Source organism: Exiguobacterium abrahamii, assembly GCF_015645365.1.
Lineage (GTDB): Bacteria > Bacillota > Bacilli > Exiguobacteriales > Exiguobacteriaceae > Exiguobacterium_A > Exiguobacterium_A abrahamii.
Map to the genome: position 1 here is coordinate 62892 of NZ_JADOYC010000004.1, position 24781 is coordinate 87672.

23 protein-coding genes and 2 tRNA genes are annotated in these 24781 nt (G+C 44.7%); 13 read left to right on the forward strand and 12 right to left on the reverse strand.

Going from position 1 to position 24781, the window contains the following annotated elements; all coding sequences use genetic code 11:
• Positions 1-73: 73 nt before the first annotated feature.
• Complete coding sequence (locus ITJ88_RS12345) at positions 74-757, reverse strand: MgtC/SapB family protein (protein WP_195865866.1); 684 nt, start codon at positions 755-757, stop codon at positions 74-76.
• 110 nt (positions 758-867) lie between these two features.
• Between ITJ88_RS12345 and ITJ88_RS12350 the strand changes: the two genes are divergently transcribed.
• Entirely contained in the window at positions 868-2265 is a 1398-nt protein-coding gene (locus ITJ88_RS12350; protein ID WP_370567822.1) for a basic amino acid/polyamine antiporter, read from the forward strand.
• 60 nt (positions 2266-2325) lie between these two features.
• Here the strand turns inward: ITJ88_RS12350 and ITJ88_RS12355 are convergent, their stop codons facing one another.
• Positions 2326-4353, reverse strand: a complete 2028-nt coding sequence (locus ITJ88_RS12355) for a putative bifunctional diguanylate cyclase/phosphodiesterase (protein ID WP_195865868.1) — start codon at positions 4351-4353, stop codon at positions 2326-2328.
• A 186-nt stretch (positions 4354-4539) separates the two neighbouring features.
• Here ITJ88_RS12355 and ITJ88_RS12360 point away from each other — a divergent pair, with 186 nt between their 5' ends.
• The 3 genes from ITJ88_RS12360 (at position 4540) to nagE (ending at position 7816) form a co-directional block, all read left to right on the forward strand.
• The gene (locus ITJ88_RS12360) at positions 4540-5742 is read left to right on the forward strand and encodes an ornithine--oxo-acid transaminase (protein WP_195865869.1); all 1203 of its coding nucleotides are present in this window, start codon (positions 4540-4542) and stop codon (positions 5740-5742) included.
• A gap of 154 nt (positions 5743-5896) precedes the next feature.
• Positions 5897-6094 (forward strand): CsbD family protein, encoded by a 198-nt coding sequence (locus ITJ88_RS12365; RefSeq protein WP_023467139.1) that lies wholly within the window; start codon positions 5897-5899, stop codon positions 6092-6094.
• A 213-nt stretch (positions 6095-6307) separates the two neighbouring features.
• The gene (nagE, locus tag ITJ88_RS12370) at positions 6308-7816 is read left to right on the forward strand and encodes an N-acetylglucosamine-specific PTS transporter subunit IIBC (protein WP_195865870.1); all 1509 of its coding nucleotides are present in this window, start codon (positions 6308-6310) and stop codon (positions 7814-7816) included.
• A 21-nt stretch (positions 7817-7837) separates the two neighbouring features.
• Here nagE and ITJ88_RS12375 read toward each other — a convergent pair whose 3' ends face one another.
• The 4 genes from ITJ88_RS12375 to yhfH form a co-directional block, all read right to left on the reverse strand.
• The gene (locus ITJ88_RS12375) at positions 7838-8740 is read right to left on the reverse strand and encodes an EamA family transporter (protein WP_195865871.1); all 903 of its coding nucleotides are present in this window, start codon (positions 8738-8740) and stop codon (positions 7838-7840) included.
• Between the two features lie 100 nt (positions 8741-8840).
• Positions 8841-9482, reverse strand: a complete 642-nt coding sequence (locus tag ITJ88_RS12380; RefSeq protein WP_195865872.1) for a YkyA family protein — start codon at positions 9480-9482, stop codon at positions 8841-8843.
• A 15-nt stretch (positions 9483-9497) separates the two neighbouring features.
• Positions 9498-10124, reverse strand: coding sequence for a polysaccharide deacetylase family protein (locus tag ITJ88_RS12385; protein ID WP_370567813.1), 627 nt, complete (start codon positions 10122-10124; stop codon positions 9498-9500).
• 411 nt (positions 10125-10535) lie between these two features.
• On the reverse strand, positions 10536-10682 hold the full coding sequence (gene yhfH / locus ITJ88_RS12390) for a protein YhfH (RefSeq protein ID WP_064505459.1): 147 nt from the start codon (positions 10680-10682) through the stop codon (positions 10536-10538).
• Between the two features lie 185 nt (positions 10683-10867).
• Between yhfH and ITJ88_RS12395 the strand changes: the two genes are divergently transcribed.
• Together ITJ88_RS12395 and ITJ88_RS12400 are read left to right on the forward strand one after the other, a co-directional pair.
• Entirely contained in the window at positions 10868-11494 is a 627-nt protein-coding gene (locus tag ITJ88_RS12395; protein WP_035398905.1) for a nitroreductase family protein, read from the forward strand.
• A 139-nt stretch (positions 11495-11633) separates the two neighbouring features.
• Positions 11634-11706 (forward strand) — tRNA-Val (locus ITJ88_RS12400).
• A gap of 48 nt (positions 11707-11754) precedes the next feature.
• On the opposite strand, the gene ITJ88_RS12405 is transcribed toward ITJ88_RS12400, so the two are convergent.
• Positions 11755-12309, reverse strand: a complete 555-nt coding sequence (locus ITJ88_RS12405) for a YdhK family protein (protein WP_195865874.1) — start codon at positions 12307-12309, stop codon at positions 11755-11757.
• A gap of 146 nt (positions 12310-12455) precedes the next feature.
• On the opposite strand from ITJ88_RS12405, the gene ITJ88_RS12410 reads away from it, so the two are divergent.
• From ITJ88_RS12410 to ITJ88_RS12420, 3 genes are read left to right on the forward strand one after another with little or no spacing between them, the layout of a single operon-like run.
• Entirely contained in the window at positions 12456-13805 is a 1350-nt protein-coding gene (locus ITJ88_RS12410; protein ID WP_195865875.1) for a HAMP domain-containing sensor histidine kinase, read from the forward strand.
• A gap of 1 nt (position 13806) precedes the next feature.
• Entirely contained in the window at positions 13807-14457 is a 651-nt protein-coding gene (locus ITJ88_RS12415; protein ID WP_195865876.1) for a response regulator transcription factor, read from the forward strand.
• 16 nt (positions 14458-14473) lie between these two features.
• A complete protein-coding gene (locus tag ITJ88_RS12420) occupies positions 14474-15040 on the forward strand; it encodes a histidine phosphatase family protein (protein WP_195865877.1) in 567 nt (188 codons plus the stop codon).
• 59 nt (positions 15041-15099) lie between these two features.
• Here ITJ88_RS12420 and ITJ88_RS12425 read toward each other — a convergent pair whose 3' ends face one another.
• Positions 15100-16587 (reverse strand): phytoene desaturase family protein, encoded by a 1488-nt coding sequence (locus ITJ88_RS12425; protein ID WP_195865878.1) that lies wholly within the window; start codon positions 16585-16587, stop codon positions 15100-15102.
• 16 nt (positions 16588-16603) lie between these two features.
• Positions 16604-17149: a methyltransferase family protein gene (locus ITJ88_RS12430; RefSeq protein ID WP_058703732.1), complete on the reverse strand. Its 546-nt coding sequence runs from the start codon at positions 17147-17149 to the stop codon at positions 16604-16606.
• A gap of 216 nt (positions 17150-17365) precedes the next feature.
• Here ITJ88_RS12430 and ITJ88_RS12435 point away from each other — a divergent pair, with 216 nt between their 5' ends.
• Both ITJ88_RS12435 and ITJ88_RS12440 read left to right on the forward strand, forming a co-directional pair.
• Positions 17366-18193 carry a M15 family metallopeptidase gene (locus ITJ88_RS12435; protein ID WP_195865879.1) on the forward strand — a complete coding sequence of 276 codons (828 nt, stop codon included), beginning with the start codon at positions 17366-17368 and terminating at the stop codon, positions 18191-18193.
• Between the two features lie 65 nt (positions 18194-18258).
• Complete coding sequence (locus ITJ88_RS12440; protein WP_023467153.1) at positions 18259-18735, forward strand: hypothetical protein; 477 nt, start codon at positions 18259-18261, stop codon at positions 18733-18735.
• A 61-nt stretch (positions 18736-18796) separates the two neighbouring features.
• Here ITJ88_RS12440 and ITJ88_RS12445 read toward each other — a convergent pair whose 3' ends face one another.
• A complete protein-coding gene (locus ITJ88_RS12445; protein ID WP_195865880.1) occupies positions 18797-21937 on the reverse strand; it encodes an efflux RND transporter permease subunit in 3141 nt (1046 codons plus the stop codon).
• A 186-nt stretch (positions 21938-22123) separates the two neighbouring features.
• Between ITJ88_RS12445 and ITJ88_RS12450 the strand changes: the two genes are divergently transcribed.
• Positions 22124-22196, forward strand: a tRNA-Val gene (locus tag ITJ88_RS12450).
• Between the two features lie 98 nt (positions 22197-22294).
• Here the strand turns inward: ITJ88_RS12450 and ITJ88_RS12455 are convergent.
• On the reverse strand, positions 22295-23317 hold the full coding sequence (locus ITJ88_RS12455; protein WP_029340800.1) for a PTS sugar transporter subunit IIC: 1023 nt from the start codon (positions 23315-23317) through the stop codon (positions 22295-22297).
• 359 nt (positions 23318-23676) lie between these two features.
• Here ITJ88_RS12455 and ITJ88_RS12460 point away from each other — a divergent pair, with 359 nt between their 5' ends.
• Positions 23677-24411, forward strand: a complete 735-nt coding sequence (locus tag ITJ88_RS12460) for a metallophosphoesterase family protein (RefSeq protein ID WP_195865881.1) — start codon at positions 23677-23679, stop codon at positions 24409-24411.
• Positions 24412-24446: 35 nt separating this feature from the next.
• Here the strand turns inward: ITJ88_RS12460 and ITJ88_RS12465 are convergent, their stop codons facing one another.
• A complete protein-coding gene (locus ITJ88_RS12465) occupies positions 24447-24725 on the reverse strand; it encodes a hypothetical protein (protein ID WP_195865882.1) in 279 nt (92 codons plus the stop codon).
• Positions 24726-24781: the final 56 nt, after the last annotated feature.

Genomic DNA, 24781 nt, shown 5'->3' on the forward strand with positions numbered 1-24781 from the left:
TCAGAAAAATGTGAACATATTGTTAATTTAAGTGAAAGTGATTAAAAATGCAACATAAATTTTCTGAAAATTCTCATTGATCAAGGTCTATATCCTCAAGTCCAAGCGATTTCAAATAGTCATAAAGTAGGAATAAGGTCAACGCATGAGGGGAATACATTCGTAACGTCAATCGAACGGGATCACCACGTAAACGCATATTCGTAATACGTACACCTTTACGCTCAAGAGCAAGAACGATGTCTGTCGGATCAAGTCCAGAAGGAAGTAAAAGATGCGCAACGAGGACATTTGCTTCGAACCGACTATTGTTGATACGACCCATCATCCGAGTTAAGCCTTCCAGTAAGAGGAAGAGAAAGAGAACGAGAAAAATCGACTCCCAGATGAAACCTGCACCGACAGCGATCCCAATCCCACTTGCACTCCAAATAATAGCGGCAGTCGTCAGTCCGCTGACGATATCATGCGGTCGACGTAAGATGACACCAGCGCCAATAAAACCGATTCCGGTTATGATTTGGGCGACGAGACGCATCGGATCCATCTGAACATTCGTCGCCATGTCATGGTAGAGTAAGACCGATTTGATGGAAACGATGGTTAACAGACAACTGATCAGGGTAATTACGAGGCTAGTGCGTATACCAACCGGTTTATTTTTGATTTCACGCTCGAATCCGATGAAAATTCCAAGTGTAGCGGCTAACAGGAGTTTTAGAAGGTCTTCAAGCTGAAATACATGGATCCAGTTCATTCGTCTCAAATCCTTTCTTTACTTTAAAAGGTGATTTGTTATAATGACTTTTGTGTCTTTCGAATGAATATACGTAAGATGTAATAGATATACGAAAAAGGAAGTGTCTCATCATGAATCAGCAAAAAATCGGCTTCTTTGCGCTCGCGGCAATGGTCATCGGTTCCATGGTCGGTGGAGGAGCTTTTAACCTTCCTGGTGCAATGGCCCAAAGTGCAAGTGCAGGACCTATCCTCATTGGATGGAGTATTACGGGGATTGGGATGATCATGCTCGCGCTGGTGTTCCAGCATCTCGCAAATAGTAAACCAGAGCTCGAAGGCGGCATCTATGCCTATGCGCGTGAAGGATTCGGACGTTTCGTCGGTTTTAACAGTGCTTGGGGATACTGGGTATCGGCGTGGATTGGAACGGTTGCGAATATCACGCTCGTGTTTAATGCGATTAGTTATTTCTTCCCGATTTTCGCAGCAGAAAATCGAATATTCCTCCTTTTGATGAGTGTGGTCGTCATTTGGGGATTGTTCTGGCTCGTCTCGAGCGGAATCAAGGAAGCGACGCTCGTCAATCTGATTACGACGATCGCAAAGCTTGTCCCGATCTTGATTTTCATTCTTCTAGTAGGAATTGCCTTTAATATCAAAACGTTTAATCTGGATATTTGGGGAGAGGGAACAGAACTCGGTTCGATCTTTGATCAAGTAAAAGGAACGATGCTCGTCACACTTTGGGCGTTCGTCGGTATTGAGGGTGCTGTCGTCTTATCAAGCCGTGCCAAAAACCGAAGTGATGTCGGGAAAGCGACAGTAACAGGACTTGTTGGCGTGTTAATCATCTATATCTTGATTTCCGTCCTATCACTCGGAGTGCTTAGTCAAGAACAACTAGCTGGATTAAAAGAACCGACGATGGCGTATGTATTAGAGGCAGCGATTGGACCAATCGGTGCGACGATCATCATGATCGGTTTGATTATCTCATTATCCGGTGCACTTCTCGGATGGACGATTCTCGCATCGGAGATTTCGTATCTCGTTGCAAAAGACGGCGCATTTCCGAAAGCATTCGCAAAAACGAACCGGAAAGGTGCTCCAGTCGGTGCGCTGTTGATTACACAAATCGCGACACAGGTCGTCGCTGGAATCGCGCTTTTCTCAGCACAAACCTATCTTGTCCTGTCGAGTATCGCTGGGATTTGTGCGTTATTACCATATTTATTATCAGCGTTGTATAGCATTCGGATATCGCGAGAAGAGCGCAATCAGAAAATGTTGCTTTTCTCTGTCATCGCATCTGCGTATTCGATTTGGCTCGTCTATGCGTCGGGTATCTGGTACATCGTCATCGCGGCATTAGTCTATGCTCCAGGGATTCTCGCGTACGCTTTAGCAGAGCGGGAACAGCAACGGACGGGCATGTCACGTTATGAGTGGATTGCCAGTATGATTCTCGTTGTCTTAGCAGGAGTAGCCGTTTACGGAATGGTTGTAGGAGAAATTCAATTGTAAGAAACGCTATGCAAAAAGAAGTCACAGTGGTTTTTATCCACCGTGACTTCTTTTTTTTGATTAAGGTGTCAAGAATCTCTTTTCGACATCCTGTACAGATAGAGGTTCAGAGAAAATGAATCCTTGCATATGCTGACACGATGTTGTTTTTAGATAATCTAACGCGTGTTCTGTCTCAACACCTTCAGCGACAAGATTCAACTCTAGATTGCGACCGAGTTGAATGATGGAATCGAGCAAGGCGTGGTCATTTGTCGCCAGACCATCAATGAATACTTTATCGATTTTTAATTCGTCGATTGGAAAAGCACTGAGATACTGTAAAGAAGAATAACCAGTACCGAAATCATCGATTGATAAACGGAAGCCGAGCGACTTGATGAGGTGCATGCGTTCGACTGTTCGTTGTGTCTGTAAGATCGCGATATTCTCTGTCATCTCCAGCGTAACGGAAGATGGTGAAACGAGTCGCTCCGTTACGATATGTTGCAACGTTCGAATAAAGGAGTCGCTTTGAAACTGATGCGGTGAGATATTGATTGCCATCGTCAGTTCAGGGTCAATCGTCTGTTTCCACTTCGCGAGCTGTTCACATGCTTCGATGATGACCCAGTTGTTGATTGGTGTGATCAGTGAAGCTTCTTCAGCGAGTGGGATGAATTCATCTGGTGGAATACTCCCGAGTGCCGTGTGATTCCAGCGTAATAACGCTTCGAAGCCTTTGACGGCTTGTGTCTGAAGTTCAATGATTGGTTGATAAGCAAGATATAGGGATTGATCTTCGAGTGCCGTGAAGAGAGAACGTTCGAGTTGGATTTTCCGTGTGAATTGTGTGTCCATCTCGTGTGTTAAGTACTGAATCGTTCCGGTACCAATTGATTTTCCTGCGTATAGAGCTGTTTCAGAGCGGCGATATAAATCTTCCAGTGTTTTGGCTTCCGACGGATAGACCGTGATCCCGAACGTACAAGAAACGATCAATGAATGACCGTTGATATAATAAGGGCGCTGCAGTGCTTGTTGTAATTTCCGAGCATATTGGAAGAGCAGATTGCTCGAGGGCGCAGGTAACAAGACACCGAATAGATCACTCGTCGGATGAAAGGCGAGTACACCTGTCGTATGTTGCAAAAGGCGTGTTGCCATCGCTTGAAGTAGTTGATCGCCGACATGTGTTCCAAACGAATCGTTGATGACTTTGAAACGATCAATATCGAACAGGATGAGCGCGATCGGATCATGCGACGCGGCAGAACGGAATAATGCCTCGCCTTCGCGTAAAAATCCGCGTTTATTTAATAAGTGCGTCATCTCATGATGATGCACTAAAAAATCGAGTTCTTCTTCAAGCACCGCTGTTTCCGTGATGTCGTTGCCGATGAACAGGTGCTGAAAACGAACACCGTTTGCATCATAGATCGGAATGAGCGTCGCTTGGAGATGTTTTCGTTCGCCCGTTTGCGAAGTAAGGCTAAGGCGACCAGACCATGCTTTTCGTTCACGAAGTTGTGCACGAATCCCCGAAACGACGGGACTGGATGGATCTAGGATGAGTGACCAAGGCTGGTTGAGAAGCATCTCAGAGCAATATCCTGTCACATCGATGAGTTGATCATTCACGTACTTGATCGTTCCTCGTGCGTCGAAGACGGCGACAGAAGCAATCTGATCGAATGCATGACGCAAATCCATCAATCCTTGGAAGAGTGGTTTCATATTCGTTTGTTGCTCAGCTGAAGGGATACAGCAAGCAAAAGCGGCAATGACAGTTCCTGTATCATCAAGTAAAGGAGACAAAAGGAGAGTTGACGTTACAGAAGTGCCCGTCTTATGCAATAAGGAGGCATTCGGTAATTGGACGGATTGACGGCGCTCCAAGAAGGCATGCCAAATCTGCTGGCTGAATGCCATGTCTTCCCGTTCAAGAAGTGGAACAGTCTGACCCACGACTTCTTGTTGTGTCCAGCCCCACTGGCTTTCGGCTAGTTCATTCCAAGAACGGATGGTCAAGTCAGTATTCAGGATGAAAGCGGGTAAAGGGAATTCTTGAATGACGACTTCATAGGAATCAATGGTCGAACGGTCCATTACGTGCGCACGCTCCTTTATATTGAAAAGAGATGACGGTTCACTTGTCTTGTCTTTTCCCAATATATTCAATTCTTACGCATTAGAATCCTTTCGCTCGGATACTTTTTAGATGAAGATTATGTGAAAGAATCTGCTATAATAACATTGAAAGCGTTTTCTAAAGAGTTATGAGGGGGAATTTCGATGAATCAAACAGAGAAAATCATTCAACAGACAGAACAGTTCGGAGCACATAACTACCATCCACTCCCGATCGTCATCTCAGAGGCGGAGGGTGTCTTCGTTACGGATCCTGAAGGACGTCGCTATATGGATATGCTAAGTGCCTATTCAGCCGTTAACCAAGGACATCGTCATCCAAAGATCATCGACGCCTTAAAACGTCAGGCAGACAAGATTACATTGACGTCACGTGCTTTCCACAATGATCAACTGGGCTTTTTTTATGAAAAAGTAGCACAATTGACGGGTAAAGACATGGTGTTACCAATGAATACAGGTGCGGAAGCTGTCGAGACAGCAGTAAAAGCAGCACGACGCTGGGCATATGAAGTCAAACAAATTCCAGGTGATGCTGAAATCATCGTTTGTGAAGGAAACTTCCATGGTCGGACGATGACAGCCGTCTCGATGTCGACGGAAGCAGAATACCAACGGGGATTTGGACCGCTTCTTCCTGGAATCAAGACGATTCCATATGGCGATCTTGAGGCATTAAAACAGGCAATCACTGAAAATACAGCGGCATTCATCTTGGAACCGATTCAAGGCGAAGCGGGCATCTTAATTCCTTACGATGGTTTCTTAAAGGACGCACAAGAAGTCTGTCGTGCGCAGAATGTTCTGCTCGTATCGGATGAGATTCAATCTGGACTCGGTCGTTCCGGTAAATGGTTTGCTTCTGATTGGGACGAGGTAACACCAGACATGTACATTCTTGGGAAAGCACTGGGTGGTGGTGTATTCCCAATCTCATGTGTTGCTGCGAATAAAGATGTCCTTTCCGTCTTCAATCCAGGTTCACACGGCTCGACGTTTGGTGGCAATCCGCTCGCTTGTGCCGTCTCGATTGCTTCACTTGAAGTATTAGAAGACGAAAAGTTACCGGAACGTTCACTCGAACTCGGTACGTATTTCATGGGAAAATTAAAACAAATCAACAACCCGATGATTAAAGAAGTACGTGGTCGTGGATTGTTCATTGGTGTTGAACTCACAGAAGCAGCGCGACCATATTGCGAAGCGTTGAAAGAAAAAGGCTTACTCTGTAAAGAAACGCACGAGACAGTCATTCGCTTTGCACCACCGCTCGTCATTACAAAAGAAGAGTTGGATTGGGCGTTCGAACGGATTGAACAAGTATTAGGCGTTTCCGTCGCCCAATAAAAAGAATAGCTTTAGATTAAACAACAGTGGACAGGACGTTCACTGTTGTTTTTGTTTAGGTAAGTGTCGGTTTTAATACAGGAAACGTTTGAAAATCAGTGACAAGGGAACAGACAACTATCGCAAAAAAAACTTTTAAATGGGGGTAATGGTTATGTCAAACAACAGTGGTCTCAATAAAAAAGTAGATGGTCTCGTCGATAAAGTAGCAGGGAAAGCGAAAGAAGCGCTCGGGAAAGCAACAGGCGATAAATCAACAGAACGTGAAGGTAAAAAAGATCAAGTAAAAGGCGAGGCGAAGAAAACAGTCGGAAACGTCCAACAAAATTTCGAAGATACGAATCGCCGCTAAGACCGTTGAAATTAAATAGAAAAACCGGACTGGAGAATGACTCTAGTCCGGTTTTTAGCGTCTGCTATAATGAATTTTTATATCTATAAAAAAAGATAATGAATAATTTGTATAAAGGTCTAGTCATTTAGATATTTATGTGGAATAATAAAAAACGTAAAAGCGTTTACATTGTTCTGTCATTATCGTTTTATTCAGGAAAGGGTGAAAGGTATGTTGCAGTTTCTACAACGAATTGGTAAAGCCTTGATGCTACCAATCGCAGTATTACCGGCTGCGGGAATCGTGCTCCGGTTAGGTTCGGCGGATATGCTTGATATTCCGTTGATGGTAGCAGCAGGAGGGGCTATTTTTGATAACCTTCCACTGATTTTTGCCATTGGTGTCGCGATTGGTCTATCGATCGATGCGAGTGGGGCAGCGGGTCTTGCCGGGGCCATCGGGTATCTCGTCTTAAAGAATGGCGTCGACTCGATGAACAAGGATTATTCCAGTGCACAGATTCAGGCGAAGTATGATGCGATCGCGGCGATCGTCAATGATTCCTCGACCAAGGTCGACGGAGCGACACTTGGTTCGATCGCGAATCAGGCGACACTCGGTTCGACCGTTAATATGGCGGTATTTGGTGGAATCATCGCGGGTATCGTCGCAGGACTTCTATACAATCGGTTCTATAACATTAAGTTACCGGATTGGTTAGCATTCTTTGGTGGTCGTCGTTTCGTTCCAATCATTACATCAGCGGTCATGCTCGTACTTGCTTTCATCTTTGGTTATGTCTGGCCGTTCATCGAGCAAGGCATCAACGGTGCTGGTGAATGGATGGTTGGTCTTGGTGCAGGAGGCGCTGCTCTGTTTGGATTCTTTAACCGTCTCTTGATTCCTGTCGGCTTACACCACGTCTTAAATAATATTTTCTGGTTCGTCTTCGGTTCATATGAAAAAGCAGATGGTACGGTCGCGAACGGTGACATCGCGCGCTTCTTCGCTGGAGATCCGACAGCTGGGATTTATCAAGCGGGCTTTTTCCCAATCATGATGTTCGCCTTACCGGCTGCAGCTTTTGCGATTGTCATGGCTGCGCGTAAGGAAAATCGAAAAGCAGTTGCTGGAGCGATGATTGGTCTTGGATTGACGTCCTTCTTGACAGGTATCACGGAACCAATTGAGTTCTCGTTCATGTTCTTATCACCTGTTTTATATGTCATTCATGCAGTTTTAACAGGTCTATCGATGGCCATCGTTAACTTACTCGGTATTTTACATGGCTTTTCCTTCTCGGCTGGTTTCATTGATTATGCCTTGAACTTCGGGATTGCCACAAAACCATTACTTCTCATCCCGGTTGGTCTCGCGTTCGCGGTCGTCTACTACTTCCTGTTCTACTTCATGATCACGAAATTTGATCTGAAGACACCAGGTCGTGAAGATGAATCGCTCGTCACAGACACGGGAGTCGTTTTGACAGATTCAGACGATAAATATGAGCAACAAGCAGCTCAAATTTTTGCCGGATTGAAAGGAACAGAAAATGTCACGTCGATTGACAATTGTGCGACACGTTTACGTCTTCAAGTTAAAGATCCAAACATCATTGACGAAGCAGCGATTAAAGCGGCTGGAGCAAAAGGTGTCATGAAGATGGGGGCGACTAGCGTGCAAATCATCATCGGCACGGACGTCGAGTTCGTTGCGGATGCGATGAAACGACAGAAGTAAAGAAAACGACCTTTCCTGAGCTCAGGAAAGGTCGTTTTGCTGTACGTTCGCAACAGCTGCTGTTTTGCTTGAGCGATAGATTGGATAAAAGATTCCGATCAAGATGATGACGATCCCGACCCACTGGGAACTCATCAGATGTTCTCCTAAAATTAAGACAGAACAGATGACTGCTGTCGGTAGTTCAGCCGCTCCAAGTAAAGAAACGCTTGCTGGGGAAAGATGAGGTGCGCCAGCAGCAAATAAGAGTGGTGGTAAAATCAACGCGAACAGACCGAGCGGAATCGCGTATAACAGAAGTCCATTTTCGAAGTTCGCAGAGGACAAGAACGTCGTCGGTGGATACATCGTCATGACGAAAGCAAGACCACCTGTCATCATGTAAAAACTTTTCTTAATGACGGGTAAATGATTGGCGATGCGTCCACTGGCGAGTAAGAAAATGGAGAAGCTGACAGCCGCTCCAAGACCGAATAATGTTCCACGCAGGTCGAGTGGGCTCGAGTAAGCCGCACTCGCAAGAATGGCTCCGCCAATCAGTAGAATCGCGGACAGGAAATGCGCGCGAGTAGGTAAACGTCTGAATGCGAGCGCATCGATGATGACACCGATCCAAGTAAATTGGAATAAGAGAATGATTGCAACGGATGCGGATACGGTTTGAAGACTTTGATAGTACAGATAACCAGTTGTACCACTTGAGATACCGATCAGCATGAGAAGACCAGCTGTTTTAAGATCGAGACGAAGATTTTTCGTAAATAAGGCAAGTCCGAAAATCATCAGCCAGCCGAAGAAAAATTGACTACCTGAAACGGCTGCTGAGTTGAATCCAGCAGCATAAGCGAGTTTGACGATCGTTGAGAGGACACCATAACTGATAGCGCCGATGAGAACGAATAAAGTGGCTTTTGAGCGATGCATGAATAATTTCCCTCCATTTTTAGTAAAAACCACACAAAAAAGGTTGCAACGGGGCCTTGTCCAGGTTTTTTGGACAGGGTTTGGTTGCAACCTGTGTGATTTATTGAGTTGATGTGTCGAGCAAACGATACAGCCGGGTTTTCGTTTGATTATACTGAACGGTCAGCGTATTCCACTTCTTTAATGACGCGGTAGCTTTCCGTGTTAAACGATTTAAATCCGCTGTTGACTCATCAATCTTAACGAAATCCGGTTTTTTCGTCAAGCGTGAAAGCACTTTCTTTTCAGCGTCCATCGCTTGTCGATACGTTTTCGAGAACGTTTGAAACGTCTGCTGGCGTTCCTTGATGATTGCTACTAAGGCAGTTCCTTCTGTTTTTGCTTTACCATCAAGTTGGTTGACAGCATCCTGCAATTCTTCAAGATCAAGTGCAGCGTACGTTTCTTTACGTAACGTTTCTTCTTGTTTCAATAAAGCAAGCCGTTCGTCATTTAAGGCTTCTAATTCCTCTCGTTCATTTTGAGAGCGTTTGATTTCTTCAGCACCTGCATCAAGAACGGCTTGGTACGTATTAACTGAAATTTCATCCTTACGAGCACGTTGATCAGCTAGCGTGAATGCTTTCTCTTCACCTTTGACTTGTTGCTCTAGCTGTTCATGAAGAGAGGCTGGTGAATCGTTGGAGCAGGCAGCGAGTCCAAAGCTCGACAGGAACAGTACTGCTACGAATGTTTTTTTCATCTGGATAGTAACTCCTTATAAATTCGAGTGTTGCGCGAAGTTGTACGGAATATGGAAATCTTCATCATAAATCGCGAATTGATAGCCTTTTTTTTGAAGTCCGGCAACAATGGCTGGAAGTGCTTTGATGGCTTGTGGTTGTTCATGTAAGAGAATGATTTCAAACGGACGCTCTGCTCGCCGAATGACCGTATTCGCTACTTCTTTTGCACTATCTTTGTAATACCAGTCCATTGAATCGATCGACCAGTCCCATACGCGGAAGTCTGCTGAATGAATGGCAGATGCCATTTTTTTCGTGATGCCGGGATCAGAGCCATAAGGTGGTCGTGTCAAATGTGGTGTTAGCTTCGTCAACTCATGGATTTTCTTCTGAACACTTTGCATCTCTGAGACATACTTTCCTTTTTCGTACAATGTATCGTAATCGTGTGTTTCCCCGTGTAATCCGATATAGTGTCCAGCTTTAGCAGTAGCTTTGACTTCTTGCGGAAAAGCATCTACTTGTGATCCGAGATAAAAGAAAGTGGCACGAGTCTGAAGTTGATCCAATGTTCGTAGTAAGTCCGGTGTTAATGCGGATGGACCATCCTCGAATGTTAAATAAGCGACTTTTTTCGTCACGCCATTCCATTTTTCCACGCGTGCTTTTTCCATATTGACGATAGGTACTTCAGTAATGGATTTACCTGTCGTAATGGATTGCTGTTCAGGAGTAAAAACGTATCGATAAGCGACATATCCCCCAACTCCGAGAAAAACAAGTGTGAGAAGTAAGAAAAATCGAGGGAAAAACTTTCTTTTTTTTGTACGCGGTCGTGGACCGAGTTCGCTAGCGTGGCTTGAGGTAAATGGATCCATCGTTGTCTGTCGCTCCTTTTGTCAAAAAATATCATATACAGATAATGTAACATTCTGACTGTTTCTTTTGTAACAAACAGATGACAAAAAGATGACGGAAAATCGATTTTTCTAAAAAATATCGATTTATTTAGAAAGAGTTTAAAAGAAATAAAAAAACAACCACTAAGTAAGTGATTGTTTCATGTGTTATTAGTGTTCTGTTACAGCACACTCATCGCATTCCGTTTGATAGGATTCACATTGTTCATCCATCTCTTTTCCGCAATGGGCACACGTCTTGACGGGAAGCTCACGATAGAATGCAGCAGATGCTTCTTGGTAAAGGGGTTGTTCCATGTGTTTTTCCTCCTTCAAAGTAAACGCAATGATCTTTTTTCTTGATTTTATTGTATTAGTACAGGAGTTTAATGTCAACTATTGTTTTATAACAGTTAATTCATTTGAAGTACTGATAGAGGACAATGAAAAAGAGACATGCTACGATATCTAAGTAATCTGATAATGATAAGGGGGATTTACACATGACACAGGCAACACTTGATACAATGCGTGTCTTAACAGAAAGACGTTCCGTTCGTCATTACGACGAAACGTTCAAGCTTTCAAAACAGGAAGTAGAAGAACTATTAGAATGGACGACAGCCGCGCCGAGTGCTTGGAATTTGCAACACTGGCATTTCACGGTCTTTCATTCGGAAGAAGCGAAGCAACAGCTTGCACCGATCGCATACAATCAGCCGGCTATCACTTCGGCTTCAGCAGTCATTGCGATCTTAGGTGATGTTCAAGCTAATCGAAACTACAATCCGGTGTACGGTCCAGCAGTAGAAGCAGGTGGCATGACAGAGGATCTGTTTGATTCGATCAAGGCACAGGTAGAAGGCGCTTATCAAAGTGAGGCGTATGGTCGCGACGCGGCTATGTCGAATGCGAGCCTTGCTGCGATGCAATTGATGCTTGCGGCAGAAGCGCGTGGATTATCAACACTCGCAATGGGTGGATTTGATCATCAACGTTTTGCGGAAACGTTCATCACCGAGTCACGGTATGTACCAGTCATGTTAATTGCTGTCGGAAAAGCGGTTGAAGATGCGAAAAAACGTCCGGCACTACGTTTACCGATTGATCGAGTATCAACCTTCCTGTAAGTCATTCAAAATGGGGGAAGCGGGGTTGATTCCCCCATTTTAAATTTTTTTATTTTTTTTCGGAAAAAGACTTGTCAGCCTTTTAGTTTCTTGATATATTAATACATGTCCTAGCAAGTACATAACGTACTGCAAACATGATTCTGTAGCTCAGCTGGGAGAGCGCTACCTTGACAGGGTAGAGGTCGCTGGTTCGAGCCCAGTCAGAATCATACCGAAAGCCCGCTTCTCCTTTAAAGGAAAAAGCGGGCTTTTTTTTATTATTTCTTTATCTCATCCTCTGTGACCCATTTATGATTTTTCACCATCTCTCCACCGTCCGTCGGTTCATAGTTCACCATATAAACCGTCGTTTCTTTTACTTCGTCAATCGTCGCTTTAGCTCCATCCATACCCTTCATATGATCCGCTTTGACAGTCGTTTCGTCACCAACTTGCAGTGGCTTAGTTGGAACGGGATCGAGTTCTTCCTGAATGACCCATTTATGATTTTTCACTATCTTTCCACCAGTAGTCGGTTTGTAACTAATCGCATAGACGACGGTATCATAAGCTCCCGCAATCGTTGCTTTAGCTCCGTTCATTCCATCCATATGATTCGTCGTCAACGTGACGTTGCTTCCTTTCGGATAAGTCGGATCACTGGCTTCCTTTAGACCAGACGGTATCTTTCCATCACTCGAATGCATCATATCTCCATGAGACATGTCGTGTGAGTCGCTATTGCTTCCTTCGTCATTTGAAGCGGATCCGCATGCACCGAGCCAAAGCGTAGAACTAAGAGCCAGTGCGGTTAACGTCAATGATTTTTTCATAATAAAACCCTCCTGAATTCACTAGTCTTTTTTACTATACCCAGCGTATGTGCAAATCGTGTGCAGATGAGGTGACAGTTTCGTTTGCCTGCGTCGATCGTGTTTTTTTTCGCTATACTAAAGTGAAGAGAAAGGGAGGAAATGTCATGCGTCGTATTTCATACTCGGTTGGAGGAATCGTGCTTGCGGCATTTTTAATTTGTGGCAGTGTGTTGTTTGGGACGTTGTATTATCAGTTGTCTCAAACACGAACGCAGGAAGTAGTGGACGGTTTACTGAACCGAGGAAATACCCATCGTGATGTCCTTGTCGATTCCTATGACCAAACGACGATGCGCCATGTCAGCATGATGGAAGCAGATTCATCGTTTACTGTGGTGATCACTGATGCAGATGGAAAACGACTCGAAGCGTCACGACCTTTGTCGAATGAGATGAAAAGTGTGCTAGAGCATACGGATTTTGATTACCGTCAACAAGGAAAAATCGTGACGATGCGTGACTTTTTAATGACGGACAGTCCCATCACCATCGACGGGAAACATCAGGGTCATGTCTTCATGTTCGCTTCTAAAGCAATCGTGGATCACGTACTTAATCCGTTGAAACAGCAGTTTTTCCAAGTGGGTCTGCTCGCACTTTTATTAGCAGGTGCGGCAAGCATTTGGACGACCCGACTCATCTCTCGTCCGCTGGTTCAAATGGAAAAAGCGACGGCACGTCTATTAGATGGGGAAGATGGAGCGTTGCCGATTGATCGACAAGACGAACTGGGACAATTGGCGCGTTCGATTCAGCAATTAAAACAAGATCTCGATTTTTTGAATCGGGAACGATCCGAATTTTTAGCAAGCGTATCTCATGAACTACGAACACCATTGACATATATAAAGGGATACGCGGACATTCTCGAACGTCAAACGTTGACGCCGGATGAGCAACAACGCTACGTTACGATCATTCGAGAAGAAAGTCAGCAAATGAATGAATGGATTGAGCAATTATTTTGGTTAGCACGCATTGATGCCAATGCTTTTATGATGGAACGAAAACCTGTCGATGTCGAAGACTTGATTCATCAAGTGATACGATTGATGCGCCTGGACATCGAACAAGAAAATGTTTCGTTCGAGATAGAAGGTGAGCGAATGGAAGTGATGGGTGACGCTCAGCAGCTCCGTCAGATGATCGTGAATATCATTGAAAATGCACGGCGACATACGACGTCGGGAAAAATTATCGTTCGTTATGGTGTCAACGCAGTAGGGGCTTTCATTCAAATCGAAGATACAGGAGAAGGGATTGCTGCAGAATCTTTACCTCATGTAACGAAACGGCTCTACCGAACGGAAGCATCTCGTTCTCGAAAACATGGAGGAACTGGAATCGGACTCTCCATCGTTGAAGCAATTGCTCAGACACATGGAGCAGAATTGAACATCAAGAGTCAACTTGGACATGGAACACAAGTGACACTGCAGTGGAAGGAGAAATAAAATGCCGCATGTATTGATCGTAGATGATGAACCAAGGATGCTTGAACTGCTCAAACTGTATATTCAGCCGTATGGGTACACGTGTCAGCTTGTGGATTCTGCGCAACAAGCTCTTGATCTCTGCCGTCAGCACGTATTCGACCTGATTTTACTAGATGTCATGATGCCGGATATGGATGGCTGGACATGTTGTCGTCTCATTCGAGAACACTCTAACATCCCGATCTTAATGGTTACGGCGCGGAATCAACGGGAAGACATCATTCGGACACGAGAAGTAGGAGCGAATGATTACATATCAAAACCGATTCAAGAAGGGGAACTGATCGGACGAATGGAAGTTTTATTACAGCAACAGTACGATGGTCTATCCTATGACCGGGAAAGCTATCGTTGTAGTTACCTCCAACAAAAGATTTCGTTAACGAAAACGGAATTTGAGTTGTTAGGTGTATTTTTAGATTCTCCACGACGTGTTTGGACGCGCGATCAACTAACGACAATGTTATGGGGAGCGGAAGCGGCTGTAGACGAGCGGACGATCGACTCGCATATCAGACATTTGAGAGAAAAACTACGTGTTTGCGGTTTTCCGATTGAACAGCATCTGGAAACAGTTCGCGGAATCGGATACCGCTGGACACACCAATAAAGGGGAAATTCAAAACATGACGACATTTTATTTCGTACGACACGCACATTCGACATACTCAACAGATGAGCGAGCACGTCCACTTTCCGATACAGGACAGGCAGATGCGATACATTTACTTGAAACCTTTCAAGGAATTCCAATCGACAGATTCTACAGCAGCCCGTATCGACGGGCAATCGAGACGATTGCACCACTCGCGGAGGCACGTCAACACCCAATCATTGAGGTAGAGGAACTACGAGAGCGATTACTAGCACCGGGAGAGCTTGACGATTTTCAAGGAGCGGTCACATATGTATGGCAACATCCGAATGAAAATCCGTATGGAGGTGAAACGAACAAAGAAGCGTCGCAACGCATTCGACCATTCATCGACGAACTAGTGGAGAAGCATCCTGACGAAACAGTCGTTCTTGGAACACATGGAAATATCATGGTGCTACTCTTAGAAACATTTGATCCGACATTCGATTACGCATTTTGGAAGTCCTTACCGATGCCAGCCGTATGTCGAATGGATGTGGAATCAGGAGAAAAGGCGGACATTCACGTCGTACCACTTTTGACGAATACAAAGTAAAAAAAGAGACGGAACTGATGCGTGAATCAGTTTCCGTCTCTTTTGTAATTGGAGAAATCTTAAGGCGTAGGAACAGCACCTTCATGTTTTCGGATTAAGTCAGCCGTCAGTTGACCGGACAAGGTGACCATCGGTACACCGCCGCCTGGGTGTGTCGAACCACCGACGAAATAAAGTCCTTCGTACAAGTCACTCTTCGATGGAATCTTGAATCCACCATTTTTCTTCCGATCGGCTGCGACACCATAAATCGATCCACCGTTTGGACCATATAATTCCTTCAAATCTTCTGGGGTAAAGCGATATTCAAACTCGATCGATTCCCGAAGCCCATGAAGTCCCATCCGCTCCAGTTTATCGAGAACGACTTCACGGTACGCATCCCAGTCGACTTCACCTTTTTGAAGTGTTAGCGGTGGAACGTGTGTCAAGACGAATAAGTTATCCTTCCCTTCAGGAGCTTGGGAGGCGTCGGATTTTGACGAGACTCCGACGTAAATCGTCGGATCCTCAGGAGGGGTACCTTCTTTGAACATTTGGGCGAATTCACGCTCTGGATTTTCCGAGAAAAAGAAATTATGATGTGCTAGCCCGCTATACTCACGATTTACACCGAGCAGTAGGACAAGACCTGAAACGGAAGGGGCGAACGACGCCTGTAATTTTTTAGCCTGCTTCCGGGCTTTTTTCTCCGGTACGATCCGTTCATAAGTCGGGATGACCTCAAGGTTTGAGACGACGATGTCAGCCGCATGAAATGTTCCGTTCGATAGGACGCCAACCGCTTTTTTATTTTCAAGGACGATTTGTTCAACAGGTGAGTTGAGATGAACCGTGACACGGAGCTCATCAAGTAATCGTTTCATAGCCCGCGCGATTTGGTACATCCCACCTTTGACATAATAGATGCCGAGTCCCATTTGAACATAAATCATTTGATTGAAAACAGCAGGTGCCTGATACGGGTTAGAACCGACATACATGACCATATAGTTGAACAGCTGTTCGAGATACGGATCATTGAGATGTTTTTTTGTTCCGGTCGCAACGGTATTCATCGGGTCCATCTTTAATAAATCTGACATCGTATGGTATTTTTTTAAGTCCTTTAAATCTTCAAGGCTGTATTTATAAAAACTGTCGAGGCACAAGTCGTACATTTGTTTGGAGTACCGGAACAATTCAACGAAATCCGCTCGTGACGAGACGTGTTCGACTTCTTCGAGCATTCCAGGTAAGTCACCTTTGACATCGATTTTTGTTCCATCCTCAAAGAATGTACGCCATTGCGGTTCAATGCGCTCGATTTCTAAGTAATCATCCAAGTTACGATGAACGCTTGAGAAGAGTTGTTCGAGTACCCAAGGCATCGTTAAGATGGAAGGGCCGGTATCGAAAGTAAATCCCTTCCCACTCCGTTGATTCAGTTTCCCTCCGACGTTTGCATTCTTTTCAAGCATCGTGACTGCATAACCATCTCCAGCCAAACGAATGGCAGCAGACATACCGGCAAGACCAGCTCCGATGACAATTGCGCGTTTCTTCAAATGAATCACTTCTCCTTTAGTAGATGAATGGAATCAATCGTTTTCGTTTTGCAGCCCATACCGTATAGGCGGGTCCAAAACCTTTCGTTAACATCGCTTCCTCGATTCGAATCCGGTAGAGCAAGAAAATGAACATCAGAAGTCCAGAGAGAATGAAGAGTCCGGACTGACCGGTGAACAGGGGGAAGCTCATCGTAATCAACAACAATCCACTGTATAACGGGTGACGTAAAAAGCGATAGGGACCGCTACTGACGAGCTGATCACCCGACGCCACGACGACATGACGAGTGAACTGTTGCTTTAAGTGGAGAATTCCCCATAAGCGCAAGGAAACACCACACCATAACAAAATGCATGAAGAGATGCGCATGACAGAAGAAACGGTTTCATTCGCAAAGAGGAAAGCGCAGACGATCGTTCCGCTTAGGACAAGGAAAATCAAATAAAAACTCACTTGTTCTGCTGCGCCTGACTTAGACTCGGAGCGATTCCGAAAACGAATCATCTCACCAATCCAGCAGATGCTACCAATACTGAAAATCCATTCCCAAAGTGACACGTACGCTACTCCTTTCTACATCAGAATCATGTTTCGAAAACGCATACATCGTTATTTACCCATTGTAATTCGTCCTTAAGCTACATTTAGAAAACTTCAGAAATACTTCATTTTCATGACAAGCATTCCGAAAGAACCCTGTTTGAAAAAAAGAATGGTATTCTAATCTAAAATATGGATGCAGATTAGAACATGCATAAAGGAGATATACGATTCATGAAATACATCACGACACTCATCACGACGTTGACATTAACAGCGGCCTGTACATCAGTGTATATACCAACGGTCGAAGCATCGACTTCTACTTATCGGCAAGCAAAGACATCCCTTCATTTGCGTAAAGGAGCATCGATTGATCAACCGAGTCTTGCGGTTATTCCGACAGGGATCTATGTGACGGAACTGTCGAAAGTCGGTACATGGTCAAAAGTACAATATGGTACGAAGATTGGGTATGCGAGTACGAAGTATCTATTGACGGATGAACAAATCGGTGGAAAACGGATCGGTAAGACCCTCATCGCGAATAAGAACTTAGCGCTCCGCTCGACGTACGCTCCTGGTGAGAATCAACAAGCAAGAGCAGCGTTTGAGAAAATGCGTATAGCGGCTAAAAAAGAGGGAATTACGCTCGTTGCGTTTAGTACATATCGCTCCTATGCCTATCAAAAAACGTTATTTGATAAATATGTTGCGCGTGATGGGTACGAGAAGGCGAGTACGTATAGTGCGGAACCTGGAAAAAGTGAACACCAGACTGGTCTTGCGTTTGATATCGGAGGCGCTGATTCAACAAAATACGCCACGTTTAGCTTTTCCAAAACAAAAGAGGCGAAATGGTTGTTTGCGAATGCTCACCGCTATGGCTTCCATCTCCGCTATCCTTCTGGTAAAGAATCTTGGACGGGGTATACGTATGAGAGCTGGCACTATCGGTATGTCGGAGCAACGCTTGCCGCTCGTCTAAAAGTCAGTGGATTAACAATGGAGGAGTACTTCCACCTCGCACCATGGAAACCGGTAAAGGTTTCGACTCCTTAAAAACATGGTAAATAGAGGATGTTGGCTTAGTCGGTTATTCGTCTCAGGTGAAAGAGGTGGAACGAATGGCAAAAAAAGATGCGAAACATCACATTATGACGTTTACGTTCAAAGAAGAAGCGACATCCTATCAAGTGTTCAGTGAATTGAAGAAATATCATGCGCGAGGTCAAGTCGATTTCGAACAGATTGCCGTCATCAAGCGAAATGAGAATGGTGCTTTTTCGTTTGAAGATGCTGTAGACCTAAGTGGATCGAATCGCGCCGTCAAAGGGTCGTTAATTGGAATGGCGGTGGGTATTCTAGGAGGCCCATTCGGCATCTTACTTGGTTCGATGACGGGTATGCTGATTGGTGGATCGAAAGACATGAAAGAAAATCAAGAAATTCAAGAAACATTCAAACGAACACTCGGTGTCATTCCGCCTGGACAAACAGGAATCATTGCGATCGGTGAAGAGTTTGAACCATCCGTCCTCGACGGATTAGTGGCGCAACATGATGGTACGTTGGAACGAACGGATGAACAGTTAGAGTCGTAAGGTCTTATAGAATGAAAGGAGCCTATCGCTTGGATCGCGATAGGCTCCTTTTCATGTGCATTTACTTAGTTGTACGTTCTTTTTTTGCTTTTTTGAAGAAGAACAATTCATAGACGACAGGAACGATGATAAGTGTTAACAACGTAGAGGTCGTTAATCCACCGATGACCGTCAAGGCAAGACCTTTTGAGATCAATGTTCCTGAAGAAGTGGTTAATGCGAGTGGTACCAATGCCATGATTGTTGCAAATGCGGTCATCAGGATTGGGCGTAATCGCGTTTTACCAGCTTCAATCAATGATTCGCGAATCGGCATTCCACGTCCGACGTTTTGACCGATGCGGTCGACGAGAACGATTGCGTTCGTGGTGACGATTCCGATCAACATCAAGAAGCCGATCATGACACTGACAGACAATGGTTCATTCGCAAGGAAGAGCGTGACGAGTGAACCGATCGGAACAAAGATCAGAGAGGACAAGATGATGAATGGAATCCGAGCTTTTCCGAACGTAATCAACATTGTCAGGTAAACAAGTCCGATTGCAACGACGATCGCAATTCCAAGTGATTGGAAGATTTCAACCGTATCGTCATTTCCGCCACCACTTGTCAGTGAGACACCGTCTGGTAAATCGATTTTTTCGACGTCAGCTTTTACGGCATTCGATACGTTTTGAACGTCGTCTCCTTTGACTTGTCCAGATACGCGAGCATATACTTTTCCGTCGAGTTTCTGAATCGATGTGAAGGTCTCGACTTCATTGACGTTCGCGACATCTTTCAAAGCGACAGGACCGTTTGCTGAGAAGAGTTGGACGTCTTCGAGATCTTCTTTCGAGACGAGTCCTTCTTCATAAGATAATTGTACGTCTTGATCCTTATTGTCGAGATTGAGCGTTCCGACCGTAACTGGCTTCGTTTGATCGTTAACGGTACCGAGAATCTGGAAACCAGATAGTCCGCGATCACTTGCTTTCTCAGGATCGATTTCTACGAGATACTGCTTTTGTTTTTCGCTGAAGTTGTTCGTGATATATTTCAAATCATTATTTTTCGACATGTTATCCTCGACGAGTTTTGCCGCCTCTTGAAGGGCTTCGAGATCGTTCGAGAACAAGTCGACATCGACGTTGTTATTCGATGGTGGACCACCTGTCGATAGTTCAGCCACACTGATTTTGACATCGACGTTTTCATCTTGAGCAATGTCTTCCATCTGTGTCTCAAGTGATTTGATCGTTTTCTCGACGTTTACGCCGTCTTTTAGATTCAAGAAATAACTTGCTTTATTATCGAGACGTAAGCCTGTCGTGAAGTCACGTGCTCCGACAGAAGTCGTCACGTCAGCAATGGCTTTTTCTTTATCAAACATTTTTTCCATCTCAAACGAGACGTCACTTGTTTTTTCAAGTGATGTGGCAGCCGGAAGTTCAAGCGATGCCGTCAAGGTCTTCGATGCTTCATTCGGAATGAACGTAAAGCCGAGACGCGGTACGATCGCCAGGGAACCACCGAGAAGGACAAACGATACGACCAAGATGATCGCCTTGTGCGAGAGTGATTTTTCAATCAGCTTGCCATACCAACGTTGGAGAGCGCCTTCTTTTTCTTCTGCTGGTACTTTCTTAAAGGCAAATTTCGCGAGAATCGGTACGATCGTGATCGCAACGAGTAGTGAAGCAAGTAATGAGAAAATAATCGTCAAAGCGAACGGTAAGAAGAACTTACCAGTAATCCCACCGACAAATCCAATCGGTAGGAAGACGACGACGGTCGTCAGCGTTGATGACGTGATTGCTTTTAGAATCTCTTTTGTCGATTGTTCGATGATTTCATCCGTCATACCGGATTCGGATTTTCGGACGCGCCGGAAAATGTTCTCGATGACAACAATACTATCATCGACGACACGACCGACTGCAACAGCCATCCCACCAAGTGTCATGATGTTCAGGGAAATATCTTGCCAGTTCAAGAAGATAGCAGCGATGAGTAATGATAATGGAATCGAGACGATGGCGATGATCGTTGCACGGAGGTTTCGTAAGAACAAGAGTACAGCGAGTGATGCGAAGAGTGCACCAAGTAATCCTTCTTTGACGAGTGTCGCAACGGACTCCTCGATATCCTTCGCTGAATCGATCCCAATCGTATAGTCGACTTGGTCGTCATATTTATTGAGAATCTTCGTGACTTCATCTGCGATTTCGACTGTATTGGCATCTTGTTTTTTCGTGATTGCCATCGATAAGGAATCTTTTAAATCGTAACGCGTTTTTTCACTTTGTTGCGAGACGGCTTCGATTTTTGCGATATCCTCTAGGCGAATCGGTTCTGCAGGTTCAGAAGCCTGATCTGCAGCTGCACCACCTGTTGTACTTGGTAGTCCTTGCGTTGCACCTTGTGGTGGACCGCCAGCAGATGAACCACCTGTTTGACCGTTACTTGATGAACTAGCCGCACCTGTAGCAGGTGTCAATTGTAGATTTTTGAGTTTATCTAGATTTTCTAGTTTTTCCTCAACGCGAATCGGAATTTTCGAATCGTTTTCTGATAGCTGACCAGATGGGAACGAGACATACTTTCCATTGATTTGTTCCTTGATGCTTGAGAGCGAGAGACCCGCTTCCGTCGCTTTCTCCTTATCGACAGTGATTTGAACGAGATCATCCTTATAGCCACCAACCGACACGCTGTTGATGCCTGGAATCTTATTAAGTTCAGGTTCAATATCTTCCTTTAGAATTTTTTCGATGTCTTTGCCATCTTTGCTAAAGAAGGAGATATTATAGATCGGGAACGATCCAAAGGACAGACGATTTAATTTCGTCGTTGCTTCCTCCGGTAGATTCGCATCTTGGATGGCAGCATCGATTTGTTGTTCAACCTTATCCATATCGGTATCGAACGGGAATTCGATGTTTAAGATACCGATACTTTCATAAGAAGAACTTGTTAGCTTGGTAGCCCCTTCAATTCCTTTAAGGGAGGTTTCAAGCTTTGAGACGACTTGTTTATCGACATCGTCAGGTGATGCACCAGGGTAAACCGCTTCGATTGAAATCTGAGGAAACTCGATTTCCGGGAACTGATCAACTTTTAATTGTGAGAAGGAATACACGCCTCCTAAAATCAATAGGATTGCAATGATGAAGACAGCAACCGAGTTCTTCAAACTAAATCGGGTTAAAAAGTTCATATGAACGCTCCTTTCTTTTTATATGTGCTTATTTACATAGTAGAGGACACTCATAGAACCCGCAACTTTAAAACTGTTTTTATTTAAAAAGATCTTTTTGAAAAAAGATAATTTTTTTTATGAAAAAGGCTTTACACTTTTCGATATGCTGCTATAATAAAAACATACCCAGTAACAACACAGCATGATTCTGTAGCTCAGCTGGGAGAGCGCTACCTTGACAGGGTAGAGGTCGCTGGTTCGAGCCCAGTCAGAATCATACCGAAATCGTTCCTTTTCGAAGGGGCGATTTTTTTTTGCGTTAAAAAAACTATTCCCGAAATCAATCAGGAATAGTTGGAAGGGAGGTAAATTGTTTTATTGAATTTCGAGATGAAGATCGCCGCGCTTCGTCCACCCTGCGACGGTCGTCAATCGATAGAAGACGAGCGTCAAGACACCAGGTAGAACGACACCAGTCAAGAAGAAGACGAGGAACGCCTGAGGACCTTGGTTGACGAAGATATTAAGTGGAGCAATCATCGAATTTAATCCAAGTCCTGCGAGTTCGTACGGTACTTTCAAAGAGAGAAGAAGCGTCGCGACAGGAGCTGAAATCATCGCTGCGAGAAACGGTGCAACGACAAGACGTGGATTTTTAACGATATTCGGGAATTGTACTTTAGGTGTTACAAAGAATGAAGCAATCAAACCACCTGGATCCGTCTGACGGTATGCCATCAACGTGAAGCCGACGAATTGAGCGGAACAGCCAATGAGTGCAGCGGCACTTGCTACAGGATCAAGTTGCAAAGCGATAGCGAGTGCAGCGGACGAAGCAGGAGACATCAATAAGACGCTAAAGATGAGTGCAATGACAAGAGAAGTTGCGATTGGAGATGATTCAACGGATGCTGTGATCATGGCACTGAATTTTGTAAGGAGTGGTGTCGTGACGGCAGCAGCACCGATTCCAGTCACGCCGCCAGCAAGGACAGCGCTCATCGGGATGACCATCATGTCAAATTTCGTTTTTCCAGTCATGCGTTTTCCGACGTATACAGCGACGGCAGCTGCGAGTAACGCACTGATCGGCTGACCGGGTACAAGAACGAGTCCAGAAGCAGTTGATTGAAGAGCGGCACCACCGATCGTTGCTGCGATCATCGCGCTGAACAGGACAAGTGTGTTTCCTCCGAGCTGAAAGGCAATACCGGCACCAAGTGCAGGGGCGAGTAGTACTTTTGCGACACCACCAATCGTCAGTAGCATTTGGATATGTAGAAGATTTCCGAGCGTCTCAATCAGGAGTCCGACACCGAGTGTTACAAGAACGGCATTTGCCATTCCAGCTGATACTTTTACCATTCGATCCATCGCATATTCTTTCAACGTTGTCATCCTCTCTATCTATCTCTATTTTTTGCCATGAAAAAAGCCTATCCGTTTTTGGGATAGGCGCCACTCATTCTGTGCGGGCGCCTCATTCGATGCATCGAAAGAAGGGCCCAAAAATCATTTCCGTTTCATCATCGGAAAAGTTTTCAGTCCCTCATGCATAGAATAATCAGTCGGCCGGCTTGGTTAAATGGCTGTTGCGTCGGAATCATTCGATCGTGCCCCTCTCTGTGAATTTTTCTAAGCCTAACACGCTCTTGATTAATAATCAATATTTTCTGACAATTTATTTTTCCTGAAATCTGACAGGAATTCACGGTATCACCGAGAAATCCTAATGTACCAACAATGGAGGCGTTTACATGAAAGTCATGCTTTTTACAGATATTCATGGCAATGCATCAGCATTACGTGCAGTATTGTCCTATCTTGATCAACAACCAGATATCGATGCCGTCTATTGTCTCGGTGATCTTGTCGGCATTGGACCAGAGCATAATGAAGTCATTGATCTATTGAAGCAACGACCTGATATTCAAACGATTTCTGGGAATCATGATGAATGTGTCCTTGCTTTAATTCATGGGGAGACCTATCCCGATAGTTACCGCCATGCGAAAGAGCATCACCAATGGATCGCGGATACGTTGACGCAAGAGAATCAAAAGTATTTGGAACGTTTACCGCGTGTCTTAAATATCATGCATCAGGAACAAACGATGCACCTGACGCACTATGCTTATGCCGACCAGACGAAGAAGATTGGGGAAGAGCCGTTAAAGCAAGCGGTAGATGGAACGAAAGACAACTTATCCGTCTTGTTTGCTGGAAGTGAGGCGCGGATCATTGGTTTCGGTCACCATCATCCAGCGCAACAAGTCGAGACAGGACAAACACTCTTTATTAATCCAGGTGCACTTGGATGTCAGGAGACAGCCATCGCCCCAGTAGCAATCATTGAATGGGAGAAGGATCAAGTCCGTTCAGAAATCCTGAAGCTTTCATATGATGATCGACCATTTTTAGACGTCCTCAATACGACGGAGATGCCGGAACGTGAGTTGATGCGCCGTCTCTTCTTCGGTAGTAGAACATGAAAAAACCTTCATGAGTAGTTCATGAAGGAAGTCGATTAAGCAGATAGCTTCGTCATAATTGAGATGAGGCACACGACAATCAGTAACACGATACCGATGTTTCGTTTCAATGGATGGCGTGACCAGTAAAAGAATAGCGCAAGGACAGGGGCCACAAAAAAGGCAACGATGAGACTGATCAATGTTGCAAGAAATAATACAAACATCCAAAGCTTGCTAGTTGTCCGATATACCTGCCACATGTCGTAGAGCGACATGAGTGTATAGGCGAGTAACACGAAGATGATTCCGGTCGATAAACTCAAAGCGATCATCACTCCATTCCCTATTTAGTATAAGGGAAAGAGTGAGAATGATTACACGACTTGAA

Bases quoted from the DNA above. Each gene is read 5' to 3' on its own strand.
- ITJ88_RS12345 (WP_195865866.1), bottom strand. From the start codon at position 757: ATGAACTGGATCCATGTATTTCAGCTTGAAGACCTTCTAAAACTCCTG.
- ITJ88_RS12355 (WP_195865868.1), bottom strand. From the start codon at position 4,353: ATGGACCGTTCGACCATTGATTCCTATGAAGTCGTCATTCAAGAATTC.
- ITJ88_RS12360 (WP_195865869.1), top strand. From the start codon at position 4,540: ATGAATCAAACAGAGAAAATCATTCAACAGACAGAACAGTTCGGAGCA.
- ITJ88_RS12365 (WP_023467139.1), top strand. From the start codon at position 5,897: ATGTCAAACAACAGTGGTCTCAATAAAAAAGTAGATGGTCTCGTCGAT.
- nagE (WP_195865870.1), top strand. From the start codon at position 6,308: ATGTTGCAGTTTCTACAACGAATTGGTAAAGCCTTGATGCTACCAATC.
- ITJ88_RS12375 (WP_195865871.1), bottom strand. From the start codon at position 8,740: ATGCATCGCTCAAAAGCCACTTTATTCGTTCTCATCGGCGCTATCAGT.
- ITJ88_RS12380 (WP_195865872.1), bottom strand. From the start codon at position 9,482: ATGAAAAAAACATTCGTAGCAGTACTGTTCCTGTCGAGCTTTGGACTC.
- yhfH (WP_064505459.1), bottom strand. From the start codon at position 10,682: ATGGAACAACCCCTTTACCAAGAAGCATCTGCTGCATTCTATCGTGAG.
- ITJ88_RS12395 (WP_035398905.1), top strand. From the start codon at position 10,868: ATGACACAGGCAACACTTGATACAATGCGTGTCTTAACAGAAAGACGT.
- ITJ88_RS12405 (WP_195865874.1), bottom strand. From the start codon at position 12,309: ATGAAAAAATCATTGACGTTAACCGCACTGGCTCTTAGTTCTACGCTT.
- ITJ88_RS12410 (WP_195865875.1), top strand. From the start codon at position 12,456: ATGCGTCGTATTTCATACTCGGTTGGAGGAATCGTGCTTGCGGCATTT.
- ITJ88_RS12415 (WP_195865876.1), top strand. From the start codon at position 13,807: ATGCCGCATGTATTGATCGTAGATGATGAACCAAGGATGCTTGAACTG.
- ITJ88_RS12420 (WP_195865877.1), top strand. From the start codon at position 14,474: ATGACGACATTTTATTTCGTACGACACGCACATTCGACATACTCAACA.
- ITJ88_RS12435 (WP_195865879.1), top strand. From the start codon at position 17,366: ATGAAATACATCACGACACTCATCACGACGTTGACATTAACAGCGGCC.
- ITJ88_RS12440 (WP_023467153.1), top strand. From the start codon at position 18,259: ATGGCAAAAAAAGATGCGAAACATCACATTATGACGTTTACGTTCAAA.
- ITJ88_RS12445 (WP_195865880.1), bottom strand. From the start codon at position 21,937: ATGAACTTTTTAACCCGATTTAGTTTGAAGAACTCGGTTGCTGTCTTC.
- ITJ88_RS12455 (WP_029340800.1), bottom strand. From the start codon at position 23,317: ATGACAACGTTGAAAGAATATGCGATGGATCGAATGGTAAAAGTATCA.
- ITJ88_RS12460 (WP_195865881.1), top strand. From the start codon at position 23,677: ATGAAAGTCATGCTTTTTACAGATATTCATGGCAATGCATCAGCATTA.
- ITJ88_RS12465 (WP_195865882.1), bottom strand. From the start codon at position 24,725: ATGATCGCTTTGAGTTTATCGACCGGAATCATCTTCGTGTTACTCGCC.